The 12,911-nt window shown below is 62.3% G+C and carries 6 protein-coding genes; 5 read left to right on the top strand and 1 reads right to left on the bottom strand.

From position 1 onward, the window contains the following. The first annotated feature begins 4 nt into the window (after positions 1 to 4). Entirely contained in the window at positions 5 to 937 is a 933-nt protein-coding gene (locus K8U03_22285) for a sugar phosphate isomerase/epimerase (GenBank protein MCE9607625.1), read from the top strand. Between the two features lie 215 nt (positions 938 to 1,152). After that, the gene (locus K8U03_22280) at positions 1,153 to 3,291 is read left to right on the top strand and encodes a prolyl oligopeptidase family serine peptidase (protein MCE9607624.1); all 2,139 of its coding nucleotides are present in this window, start codon (positions 1,153 to 1,155) and stop codon (positions 3,289 to 3,291) included. Here the strand turns inward: K8U03_22280 and K8U03_22275 are convergent. Continuing rightward, on the bottom strand, positions 3,281 to 3,826 hold the full coding sequence (locus K8U03_22275) for a DUF2127 domain-containing protein (protein MCE9607623.1): 546 nt from the start codon (positions 3,824 to 3,826) through the stop codon (positions 3,281 to 3,283). The genes K8U03_22280 and K8U03_22275 overlap by 11 nt on opposite strands. Positions 3,827 to 4,145: 319 nt before the next feature. Here K8U03_22275 and malQ point away from each other — a divergent pair, with 319 nt between their 5' ends. From malQ to K8U03_22260, 3 genes are all read left to right on the top strand, one after another. After that, positions 4,146 to 6,341, top strand: coding sequence for a 4-alpha-glucanotransferase (malQ, locus tag K8U03_22270; protein MCE9607622.1), 2,196 nt, complete (start codon positions 4,146 to 4,148; stop codon positions 6,339 to 6,341). A gap of 119 nt (positions 6,342 to 6,460) precedes the next feature. Further along, on the top strand, positions 6,461 to 8,191 hold the full coding sequence (locus K8U03_22265; protein ID MCE9607621.1) for a potassium/proton antiporter: 1,731 nt from the start codon (positions 6,461 to 6,463) through the stop codon (positions 8,189 to 8,191). A 186-nt stretch (positions 8,192 to 8,377) separates the two neighbouring features. Continuing rightward, complete coding sequence (locus K8U03_22260) at positions 8,378 to 12,907, top strand: DUF1080 domain-containing protein (GenBank protein ID MCE9607620.1); 4,530 nt, start codon at positions 8,378 to 8,380, stop codon at positions 12,905 to 12,907. Positions 12,908 to 12,911: the final 4 nt, after the last annotated feature.

Here is a 12,911-nt window from a genome sequence, read left to right as displayed (position 1 = left end):
TACCATGCACGATTTCATCGCTTCCGATCGTCGCCGCTTTCTTCAAACGTCGTCGCTGCTCGCCGCCGGAGCGATGCTCCCTGGCGGCGCTTCGTTTGCCGCCGACGAAGGGAGCAAGAACCGCATCAAGAACGCTCTCGCCGGCAAACTCTATAAGACGCTCAAGATCGGCATGATCAAAGTGCCGGGCACGCTTACCGAAAAGTTCGCAGCGGCCAAAGCGGCAGGCTTCGCCGGCGTCGAGATGAACGCGCCGGGAATGGATGTCGCCGAGACGAAGAAAGCGATCGCGGAGTCGGGCCTGCCGGTCGACGGCACCGTCTGCGGCGATCACTGGTCGGTGCGGCACACCAGTCCCGACGCTGCTACGCGCGCCAAGGCGCTCGAAAGCTTGAAGACCGGCATTCGCGACACGCACGCCGTCGGCGGGCATAGCATTCTGCTCGTCGTCGGCAAAGGGGAAGACGGCGCGGAGAGCGAGATCTGGCCGCGCTCCGTCGAGAACATCGCGAAGGCGGTGCCGCTCGCGGCCGAGCTCGGCGTCTCGATCGTGATCGAGAACGTCTGGAATCAGTTTCTCTACGACCATGCCGGCGGCGCGGATCAGAACGCCGCGAAGTTCGTGAAATACGTCGACGAGTTCCATTCGCCGTGGGTCGGCATGCAATTCGACATCGGCAACCATTGGAAATACGGCAGCATGGGCGATTGGATTCGCCAACTCGACAAGCGCGTTTACAAGCTCGACATCAAAGGCTTCTCGCGCAAAGACAACAAGTTCACGCCGATCGGCGAAGGCGATATCGACTACGCCGATGTGCGCAAGGCGCTCACCGAAATCAACTTCCACGGGTGGATCGCGGCGGAAGTCGCAAGCGGCGACCTCGCATATCTTAAGGGCGTATCGCAACAGATGGACGAAGCGTTCGGGCTCTAAGGCGAGCAACCGATCAGCCGGAACGCGTTAGCGTCCGGTTACACGTGTTATTTCCAACTTGAGATTAGGCCGCAGAACCGGGGGCTAACGCCCTCCGGCTAATCAGAGTTGCCAGGCTGGAATTTGGCGTTCCTAGGAAGTCGACCTCTATGCGCATCTCGCTCTTACTTGTGTTCGCATGCGCGGCACTCTTTCCACTCGCACCGGTGACTACGATGGCCGATTCTCCTCCCGTCGCTCCGGTGAAGCCTGTCGTCGACGACTACTTCGGCACGAAGATCACCGACCCGTATCGCTATCTGGAAGCGTTCACCGATCCCGAGGTGCAAGCGTGGGTCAAAGGCCAAGCCGACTTCGCCGCCCACACGCTCGGCGCGATCCCCGGTCGCACGGCGCTCTTGAAACGGATCGACGAGCTCGACGCCGGGGCGCCGTACTCGATCTACGGCATCGCGCGCCGCCCGAACGGCGATCTGTTTTACTTCAAGCAACTCGCGTCGGAGAACGTCGCCAAGGTTTACGTTCGCGATGGCGCGTCGAACGTCGAGCGTTTGCTCGTCGATCCCGAGACGTTTCCCAAGGCCGAACCGAGCGATCACTTCACGCTGAGCTTCTACCGTGTCTCACCCGACGGCGCGTATCTGCTCTACGGCTTCGCGGCTTCCGGCTCCGAGCAAACCTCGCTCAAGGTGCTCGATCTGAAAACCGGCAAGGCTCTGCCCGATACGATCGATCGTCTCGAAGCGGAGTATGCGCTGCCGTCGTGGCTGCCCGACGGTCGCTCGTTCTACTACAGTCGGCGGCGCAAGCTGGGTCCCGCCGATCCCGTGACCGAGGGCTATAAGTTCACGCAGGCCTTTCGCCACACGCTCGGCACAGACGTCGAGAAAGATTCGCTCGTATTCGGTCGGGGAGCGGCGGGCTCGCCCGAGATGGGAGAGATGGATTTCCCGGCCGTCCTCATTCCGACCGGGTCGACCTTCGCCATCGGCCAAGTGAAGCATGGCGACGAGACCGACATCACGCTTTACGCTGCGCCGCAAAGCGCGCTCGGCACCGCCGACGTGAAGTGGACGAAAGTCTGCGATCGGGCCGATCTCGTCACGGAGTTCGCCGTGCGCGGCGACGATATATATCTTCTCACGGCACTGAACGCGCCCCGTTTCCAGGTGCTGCGCACATCGTTGGCGAAGCCCGACATCGCATCGGCCGCTGTGGTCGTACCGGCCGATGAATACGTCGTCGATTCGATCGCCGTAGCGCAAGACGCACTCTACGTCGGCATCTTGAGCGGCGTGCCGAATAAGATTCTCCGCGTCCCTTACGAGGCCGGTGCGAAAGCGGAGCCGATCGCGCTGCCGACGGACGAGCCCTCGGGCAACGTCGAAACTGCGCGGCCCGACATGCCGGGCGCGCTCGTTCGCACCCGCTCTTGGATTCGCGAAGGCCGGCTCTATCGCTACGATCCGGATACGAAGTCGCTCGTCGATACGAAGCTTTCGCCGGAGGGGAAGTACGACCGGCCCGCAGGTCTCGCGGCGACGGAGGTATTGGTCGCGAGTCACGACGGCGTGCGCGTGCCGCTGTCGATCATCCATCGGGCCGACATCAAACTCGACGGCTCGAACCCGACGAACCTCTCCGGCTACGGCGCTTACGGTCACACGGCGTCGATGGGTTACGACCCGACGAACTTGGCGTGGCTCGAGCGCGGCGGCGTGATCGCGGTGGCGCATGTACGCGGCGGAGGGGCCTTCGGCAAGACGTGGCATCATGCGGGTCGCAAATCGACGAAGCCGAACACCTGGCGCGACTTCATCGCCTGCGCCGAGTATCTCGTGAAGCAGGGTTACACATCGCCGGCGAAACTCGCAGGCCGCGGCGGCAGCGCCGGAGGGATTCTCATCGGGCGCTCGATCACCGAACGGCCCGAACTCTTCGCGGCGGCGAACATCGCGGTCGGCTGCACCGATATGCTGCGCTTCGAGACGACGATGAACGGCCCGCCGAACGTGCCGGAGTTCGGCACGGTGACTAAGGAAGAGGAGTTCCGCGGCTTGCTGGCGATGAGCACCTATCAACACATCCGCGACGGTGTGAAGTATCCGGCCGTCATTCTCACGCACGGCATCAACGATCCGCGCGTCGAGCCGTGGCAATCGGCCAAGACGACGGCCCGCCTACAAGCGTCCGAGGCGAATGTGTCCGACGCGCGACCGGTCCTGTATCGAGTCGACTATCATGCCGGCCACGGCATCGGCTCGACCCGCTCGCAGCGCCACGAAGAACGGGCCGACATTTGGTCGTTCTTCCTCTGGCAATTCGGCGCAGAAGGCTTTCAACCTAAGCGGTAGACCGCTCGTCTAGACCGGTGCGCTGGGCGCGGAGTCGATAGATCAGGTACGCGACGATCGCGAGATTCACTACGAGAATCGCGACCTTCTCGATGCTGACGTGCTTCGCGAGCGAGTACAACTCCAGCGGCACCAGCGAACCCGTCGCGACGACCGTGAGATACTCGGCCCAACGCCGTTCGAGATACAGTCCGATCCCTTCGGTGAGAAACACGGCGGCGTAAACGAAACAGCCGATGCCGAGCATCTTGAGTCGGGCATCGCTCAGGCCGCTCATACGCGCAAGGACGTATTGCAGCACTTTTCGTTCATCGGCGATCGCCAACTCCGCGGCCCAATGATCGACCCGTTCCGCAAACTCGGGCTGCAGCATGCGTAGCGCCCCGAAGCCGGTCGCGACGAGCAGCGCGACTTTCACGAACTTAAAGATCGCGATCAGAAGCAGGCCCCGATCGTGGCGCGCAGGCGGAACCGTAACCGGCCGTTTGATCGAATCTTCCGCCGCTCGATGTTCCATCGGTATCCTTACGCTCACGGCCCGCTCTCCTTCCTGCAGATCGTACGTCGTTCTATCTTCGCTGCCAACGGCTTACTTGCGCTCGCCGAGCTTGAGAACCCAGCGGCGAATCGTTTCCGAACCTTTGGGGTCGACAGCGAACGCTTCCGAGCCTTCCTGAGCGAATAGCGACCGAACCGCCAACACAACGGCAAGCGCGAATTTCGCGAAAAAATAACGTCCGGCTTATGTAGCAGGAAGTGAAGCAAACTCCGTACCGACCTGAGAAAGCGCTACCCCGTGTTGCGGGCTAGCTGTCGAGGGATCGGCATTGCGTGAAACTCGAGAATCGGTGACCTTGAGACCTTCACCGAAGCGACGTGAAACGCAGCGAACCGCCGAGACCTTCATGCAGCCGAACGACCAGCTCACGCCGACGGAACTTGCCGACCTCCATGAACTAGCGGAACTGTACGGAGTCGAACGGGAATACATCGATGCGATGTATCAACGCCGGCACGCCTCACCGGCCGCGCTGGTTCGCGTACTCCAAATTCTCGGCACTCCGCTCGCAAGCGCCGGCGACGCGCCGGTCGCGATTCGGGCCTGGAAGCAAACTTATTGGCAGACACCGCTCGAGCCGATCGCGATCGCTTGGGACGATCAATCGAACCACCTAGCGCTGCGCAGCGAGCAGAGCCGCGGCGGCGAACGCTTCGACGCGAGCTTGACGTTGGAATCGGGCGAGGTACGCACCTGGAGCGCAGTGCTCGACGAACTCCCGACGACGCGATGTGAACACTTCGACGGCGTCGAGTATGTCGTGAAGAGTTGCCCCCTTCCCGAAGGCTTACCGCCCGGCTATCACCAACTCGCGCTGACGTTGAACGGCACGGCCTATAGCTGCACGGTCGTCAGCGCACCGCGCCGGGCTTATGAGCCCGACGCCGGCGGGCAACATCGCAACTGGGGGAGCTTTCTACCTCTCTACGCGCTCCACTCTGCGCGGAGTTGGGGAGGGGGCGACTTCACGAACTTGAAAGAGCTGGCCGCTTGGGTCGGGCGCGAAGGAGGCGAAGCGGTCGGCACGTTGCCGCTGCTCGCGCAGTTGCTCGACGAACCGTTCGAGCCGAGCCCCTACTCGCCGGCCAGCCGACTGTTTTGGAACGAAGCATATCTCGATCTCGAAGCGATTCCGGAGTTCGCCGCCAGTGAAGCCGCGCAAGCAATCGTTCGCTCCGACGACTTCGTGCGCGAGCTGGCCGAACTTCGCGACGCAGCGCTGATCGACTATCGTCGGCAACTCGCGCTGAAGCGCAAGATTCTCGTCGTGCTTGCCGCCGAGTTCCTGCATACGGCGTCGGCAACGAGGCGCGCCGCGTACGAAGCGTTTCTGCAAGCACGACCCGACGCCGAACACTACGCCCGCTTTCGGGCCACGATGGAGCGGCGCGCGGCGCCGTGGACGAAATGGCCCGAGCCGCTTCAGAGCGGCACGATTCCCGAAGAGGCGTTCGACGCCGACGTGCGCGATTATCACTTGTACGTGCAATGGATCGCGGCGGAGCAGATGCAAGCGGTGGCGGACTCGATGCGCAGCGCCGGGGTGAGCTTGTATCTCGATCTGCCGCTTGGCGTGAACGGCGATGGTTACGATGTGTGGCGCGAGCGCGAAGCGTTTGCCGTCGGCGCGGCCGGGGGTTGCCCGCCCGACGTCGTGTTTCGCAACGGCCAGGATTGGGGCTTCCCGCCGATGCATCCGACCGGCATCCGCAACCAGCGTTATCGGTACATCATCGCTTACCTGCGCCATCAACTTCGTCATGCCGGGATGTTGAGGATCGATCACATGCCGGTCTTCCATCGGCTGTTTTGGGTGCCCGAGGGAATGACGGCCCACGACGGCGTGTACGTCCGCTATCCGGCCGAAGAGCTGTATGCGGTGTTCAGCTTGGAATCGCATCGGCACCGGACGCTGCTCGTCGGCGAAGACCTCGGGACCGTGCCGCCCGAGGTGCCGAGTTCGATGCAGCGGCACAACGTGCAAGGGATGTTCGTCGCGCAGTACGCATTGCAACCGAACCCGTGGCATCCGTTGCCGGACGCGCCCCGTACGTCGGTTGCCGGTTTGAATACGCACGACATGCCGCCGTTCGCGGCTTATCTGACCGGACAAGACGTGCGCGAGCGCGAGGCGCTCGGCATGCTCGGCGATCTCGATCCGCAAGCGGTGCTGGCCGAGCGGCGCGCGACCGTCGAAGCGCTGGCGAACCATCTCGGGGTCGGGCATTCCGGCGAGCGCGACTTCGCCGGCGCGACCGGCGCCGAGCTGCTCGTCGCCACGCTGCGTCGATTGAGCGCCGGGGCGACGCGCACGGTGTTGTTGAACCTCGAAGATTTATGGCGAGAAACGGCTTCACAAAACATTCCCGGCACCAACGACCCGACGTCGAACTGGTGTCGCAAAGCCCGCTATTCGTTCGAGGAATTCACAACCGACGAGCGCGTGTCGTCGTTGCTTCGCGAAATCGGGAAACGAGGCTCGAGCTCTTAAGATTCTTAAGCTGCGGCTCGACGGAAGTTTCCGGAGGGCCGGCCGATGCGCGCTCAGTACTCTATCCTAATGAGGCTCGACCGACCGCCGCCACGCTCACGGACCACCCCAGCCACGACATGTTCTATATCGATACGGTTATTCTCGTCGCAGGAGCATTGCTGCTCACGGGAATCGCATCGAGCAAGTTCTCGACTCGCTTCGGCGTGCCGGTGTTGGTGTTGTTCTTGGCGATCGGGATGCTCGCCGGCTCGGAAGGGTTGGGGGGGATCGAGTTCGAGAACTACAAGCTGGCTCATGCGATCGGCACCCTCTCGCTGGCGTTGATTCTCTTCGACGGCGGACTCAGTACGACGCTCGCCGGCATCCGCTCCGCTTGGCGCCCGTCGCTGGCGCTGGCGACGGTCGGCGTCGTAATCACGGCGCTGATTACGGGTCTGATCGCCGCGAAAATCTTAGGGATTTCGCTGCTGCAAGGCTTGCTGCTCGGCAGCATCATCGGCTCGACCGACGCCGCGGCCGTGTTCGCGGTGCTGCGCTTGGGCGGGGTCGCACTGCCTAAGCGACTGCAATCGACGCTCGAAATCGAAAGCGGCATCAACGATCCGATGGCGATCTTTCTCACGCTCGGCTGCATCCATCTGAGTACCGGAGACATGCAGCTGGGGCCGGATCTGTTTTGGCTGTTCACTCGGCAGATGACGATCGGTGCGTTCGTCGGACTCGCGGGCGGCTACGTCGCGGCAAAGGTCGTGAACCGGATCAATCTCGATATCGGCGGCCTGTACCCGATCTTGGTCAGCGCGTTTGCGCTGCTGATCTACGGCGTCGCCGCGCATTGGGAAGGGAGCGGATTTCTCGCCGTGTATCTCGCGGGCATCGTGCTCGGCAACGGCCGGCTTGTGTTTAAGCGCGGCATCTTTCTCTTTCACGACGCACTGGCTTGGCTCTCGCAGATCACGATGTTCGTCGTGCTCGGGCTGCTCGTGTTCCCGAGCCGGCTGCTGGCGGTCGCTTGGCAAGGGCTCGCCATCGCCGTCGTGCTCTGCTTGCTCGCACGACCGATCGCCGTCGTACTGTCGCTGTTGCCGTTTCGCTTCAAGCCGCGCGAGTTGGCGCTGTTGTCGTGGGTCGGGTTGAAGGGAGCGGTGCCGATTACGCTGGCGACGTTTCCGCTGCTGTACGGTGTTCCCCAAGCTTCGGTCTTGTTCGACGTCGTGTTCTTCGTGGTCGTCGTCTCGGCGCTCGTGCAGGGTTGGACATTGCCGCTCGTAGCGAAACGGCTCGGCTTGATGACCGCGGCCGAGCCGTCGCCGCCGGTGAGCCTTGAAATCAGTTCGCTTCGTTACGTCGAAGGAGATATCGTCGACTACACGGTGACGGAAGACTCGCGCGCGGCCGGCAAACATGTGCGCGAACTCGCACTTCCCGACGGCTGCACGATCGCGATGATCGCTCGCCAGGAGCAATTGATTCCGCCGCAAGGACAAACGCGGATCGAGCCGGGAGACCATGTGATCATCGTGCTCCGGCCGGGTGTCGGCGCGCTGGTGAATCAGGTCTTCGCCCGAGTCGAGGCGCGCGAAGAGCTGCCCGTGCGGCTCGAGTTTCCCTTGCGGGCCTCGATCTCGGTCGGCGAACTCGAAGAGTTTTACGGTTTCAGCCTCGACGCACCGCCGACCGACACGCTCGACGCGGCGATTCGGCGCATCCTCGGGGACGAGCCTCCGCGCGTCGGCAGCATCGTCCGCTTCCAAGAGATTGCGCTGCATGTGCGCGAACTCAACCGGGCGGGCACGATCACGCAAGTCGGCATGGTCGTCCTGTCTGCGGCCGACGAAAAACGCTAGCCGATCCGTTCCCGGACCGCGAAAACAGGCATTTCGACGTAAACCGAAAGTTTCACCTCGACAACGCCCGCGTACGTTTTCTGCTGTCATTCCCCCTGGTAAGCTCGTTATCATGAATCAATCCTTTTGGGGGAGCTCATCCGTAGAGGTGCATGAGATTCTCTGTGGCTTGGATCCGCACAGGTTATGGCTGTCTCGAGCGAACAATTCGGCAAGGCACTCACGACGTCGCAACTGATGACGGCCGACGAAGTGCGCGCGGCCTGGGGTGCGATTCCCGCAGGCGAACGCCCGAAAGACGGCGAAGCCTTTGCCCGGCACTTCATCGCACAAAACAAACTCACCGAGTTTCAGGCCCGTGAGATCCTCGCCGGCCGGGGGGCGCGGCTGATCATGGGCGACTACACCGTGCTGGCCGAGATCGGCGCGGGCGGGATGGGGCAAGTCTACAAAGCGCGGCATCGACGGATGAAACGAATCGTGGCGCTGAAGGTGATGTCCGGCGCGGCGATGAAAGACGAAGCGGCCGTGAAGCGGTTCCAGCGCGAAGTGCAAGCCGCGGCGCGGCTCGAGCATCCGAACATCGTCACGGCGTACGACTCCGGCGAGGCCGGGAGCGTGAAGTATCTCGTGATGCAATTCGTCGACGGCGGCGACCTCTCCGACTTGGTCAAGAAAAACGGTCCGCTCACGGTCGAAGTGGCGATCGACTACGTGTTGCAAGCCGCGAAGGGCTTGGCGTTCGCCCACGGCGAAGGAGTAATCCATCGCGACATTAAGCCGGCGAACTTGCTGCTCGACAATAAAGGGGTCGTCAAGATTCTCGACATGGGGCTCGCGCGCATCGAAGGGGGGGACGACGGTCTCACGGCGACCGAGCAGGTGATGGGGACCGTCGACTATATGAGTCCCGAGCAAGCGACGAATACGAAGACGGCCGATGCGCGGGCCGATATCTATTCGCTCGGCTGCACGCTCTGGTATCTGCTCACGGCGAAGAAGGCCTACGAAAACGACACGATGATCGGCCGGCTCATGGCGCACCGCGACGCGCCGCTGCCGTCGCTCGTGAAGACGCGCGACGACGTTCCCTGGCCGCTCGAGCAAGCCTTCCACAAGATGATCGCCAAGCGACCGCAAGATCGCTTTCAGTCGATGAACGAAGTGATCGCGGCACTGATGCCGTTTGCGAAAGACGGAAGCTCCGCGACCGGCGGCTCGCACGGCGGGGCCGGCGGTTCGCGCGTCGGGAACAATGCCGAGCTCGCGTCGTTCATGAACGCGATGGGAAGCGGGCCGACGAAGCCGGGAAGCGCGACCTCGCAAGTGAAACCGGCGTCGGCGTCGAAGGCTTCCTCCACGGCACAGTTCGACGCCACCGCACAGTTCGATCAAGCGGAAGTGGAAACCGATCCCAAGAGCGAAATGCTCGCTCCGGCGGCGAATGCCGCCACGCGCGCGAGGAACGCATCGACTTCGGCTCGGCCTCCCACGAAGAGTGCGAAGTTCACCGGCGCGAACAACAAGACGAAGCTCATCGCGGCCGGGATCGCAGGAGCCGTGCTGTTGCTCGTGGCGGGGATCATCGTGAAGGTCCGCGATAAAGACGGCAACGTGGTCGCGGAGTTGAACGTGCCCGGCGGGGCAAGTGTCGAAGTCGTGCCGACGACCCCTGCACCGGCCGCGACCATACTCGCGGCGGCGGAAGTGCAAAGGAATCGCGCCGCCGCGGAATGGTGCCTGTCCGAGAAGGCAACCGTCAGCTGCGACATCGCTTTGGCGGCGAGTGCCGCTTTCGGTTCGACCCAAGTACGGAACAAATCGGAGCTTCCGCGCGAGCCGTTCTATGTGCTCCGTATTATGCGCGATAACGGCAACGTCTCCTCGCTCAAGGTACTCAGCGGGTTAACTCGGCTTACATCCATCAGCATTAAAAACACCCGAGTTTCCGATACCGTTCTTCAGCAGTTGAGTGATTTACCTAAACTCGAAACACTCTGCCTCGCGGGAAGTGGGCTCACCGATGACAGCCTGAAGTGGGCCGCAGACCGATTTAAAACATTGAGCGATTTGGATCTTCGTAACGTCACCGGAATCACCGACTCGGGCCTCAAGCATCTTAGTCAGTTGCCGAACCTGAACTATGTGTGGCTCGACGGTACGGGTGTCACCGCGGCCGGAGTGGCGGAGCTAAAGAAAGCACGACCCAATTGCCTCGTCGAGTGGACTACGCCGACCGCAACGCCTTCGACCCTCGCAACCAATCCTCCTGCCATGCCGTTGACCGATGGTTGGCAAAGCCTGTTCAACGGCCGCGACCTCACCGGCTGGACTCCGCAAGGGCTCCACGGTTGGCGCGTTTCCGGCGGGGTGCTCGTCGGGCAAACGAGCGGTACGCCGGGCTGGTTGATGTCCGACGCCGAGTACGACGATTTCGAATTCGAAATGGACTATAAACTCGGACCCGACAGCAACAGCGGCGTCTTCTTTCGGGCCTGGCCCGAGGGAAAGATCTCCGGCGCCGACTTCCAAGAAGTTCAGTTGCTCGACGACAACTCGCCGAGGTTCGCGACGATCGGCGGGACGAGCCGAACCGGCGCCATCTACGGCTCCGTCGCGCCGCAGCCGGAAGTGCGCCCACCCGCCGGCGCGTGGCATCGATTCCGCTTAGCAGTCTTCAAAGACAGCGCACGCATCTCGATCAACGGCACGCTCGTCGTCGCCACGGAGCTTGCGCCGGGGAAGCGCACGCGCGGCCGACTCGGCTTGCAGCTCTATCCGTCGCAGCTGGAGTTCCGCAATCTCCGCCTAAGAGAACTAAACTCCGACGGCACGCCGCGCACGGCGTCCGGACCGTCCTTGAGCCAACCGGTCGCATCTTCTTCGCCGGCTCTAATCGCCGATGCGGCATTAAGTTTCAACGGGGTGACTAGCGAAATAGTCATCCCCAAACTCCAACGCGACGGCGAATCATGCACGTTGGAATGTCGTGTACGAGACTTCAGCGTTAAAACGATGCCGATCGTGCGCGTCAATGGCCGGGCCCCGGTCCAACTCCATTTTGCGAATCGCAATCCCCACGGCGCGGAACGAACCGCCGACGACAAAGTCGGTCGTGATCTATTCGGCCCGCCCGTGTCGGCGGACCGCTGGACGCATTTGGCGTACGTCGTCGATGCGGGCGAGTCGCGATTGTTCGTCGACGGAAAACTGGTCAAGAAGCAAACTGGGTCGTCAACGCCCTCAAACGCGGCAAAGTTCGACGGTACATGGATCGGTAGCGAGCGACTCGGGGGTTTCCCCTCGCGCTACGACGGCAAAATCGACGAAATCCGCGTCTCATCGACAGCTCGCTATGTCGTCGACTTTGAGCCTGACGAGCGCTTCGCGCCGGATGCGAATACGCTCGCTCTGTATCACTGCGACGAGGGTTCGGGGACCGAACTTCTCGATTCTTCCGGCCACGGACGACACGGACAAATCATCGGTACGACATGGGTGCGCAGTGGAACGACGCCCGCTGCTGCCGAAGCGCCGGCTTCGTCCGCGGGCGTCGTTCGGCTCTTCAACGGTGTCGATCTCACCGACTGGACCGGCCGGCCCGGCGTTTGGAGATGGGAAGCCGGCGAGCTGGTGGGAACATTGCAGCAACAAGGAATCACTTTCCTTTACGGCACGAAAACCTATCGCGATTTCGAATGCGAATACGAGGTGAAGTTGCAGGGCGATCGAGCCAACTCGGGATTGCAGTTCCGCAGCACGATCTTCGACCCGACGACGCTCATGATGACCGGCCCGCAAGCCGAGATCGGCGCCACCGGCAAAACGGGATACGGCGGACTCTGGTGGCAAAGCGGTCCGCGCAACGGAGTCTTATCGGCCGCTCCTCCCGAGACTCCCGCCAAGCTGCACAAAGAGAACGACTATAATCGGATGACGGTGCGCTGCGTGGGCAAGCACCTGACGATCACGGTCAACGGCAGCACGACTACCGACGGAGATTTCGACCTTCCCGATCAAGGCCTCCTCGGTTGGCAACTCGTCTCTCAAGGCACGCCGGTCGAGGTTCGTTTTCGCAACATCGTCTTCCGCAACCTTTCGGGCAAGGGTTCCGTTACGACCGTTGCGAAGCCTGCGGCGGCAGCAACGATCGATCTTCTCGCGGCCATCGAGATTCCGCGCGATGTCGTCGCGGGAGGTTGGACGAAGCAAGGCAGCGTACTCGTCACACCGAACAACGGCGGCGGCAACGGACAAGCTCGACTCTACTTGCCGACCCCGGGAGCGGTTCCGGCGGAGTATGAAGTCGAGCTTGTCATCGAGCGCAAGATGCCGGGAGGCACGGGAATGGTCCTAGGCTTCGTTTCCGGCGGCCGGCAAGCGACTGCGATGATGGACTCGTATAACGCTTCCGGACGCTGGGGGATCGAACTGCTCGACGGTGAAGGCCTGAACAACGATCGCAATCCGACGAAGAATCTCGGCTCTCGACTTCCGCTCGACCAGCGCAAGACGGTGCGCGTTGAAGTGCGCTCCGGCGGCGTCAAGGTATTTTGCGACGCCGAGAAGGTCGTCGATTGGCAAGGACGGCCGGATCAACTCTCGACCAAGTTTTGGGACCTCCCGAACAAGCAATCGTTGTTCCTCGGATCGCATACGCCGTTTCACATCCACTCGATTCGGCTCACCCCGCTCGCTACGAAGCGCTCGAAGTAACGGC

The organism is Planctomycetia bacterium, from assembly GCA_021413845.1.
Lineage (GTDB): Bacteria > Planctomycetota > Planctomycetia > Pirellulales > PNKZ01 > PNKZ01.
This window is presented reverse-complemented; position numbering and strand designations above follow the sequence as displayed.

Excerpts from the sequence above, each read along its gene's own strand:
- K8U03_22280 (MCE9607624.1), top strand. The coding sequence starts at position 1,153 with ATGGCCGATTCTCCTCCCGTCGCTCCGGTGAAGCCTGTCGTCGACGAC.
- K8U03_22285 (MCE9607625.1), top strand. The coding sequence starts at position 5 with ATGCACGATTTCATCGCTTCCGATCGTCGCCGCTTTCTTCAAACGTCG.
- K8U03_22265 (MCE9607621.1), top strand. The coding sequence starts at position 6,461 with ATGTTCTATATCGATACGGTTATTCTCGTCGCAGGAGCATTGCTGCTC.
- K8U03_22260 (MCE9607620.1), top strand. The coding sequence starts at position 8,378 with ATGGCTGTCTCGAGCGAACAATTCGGCAAGGCACTCACGACGTCGCAA.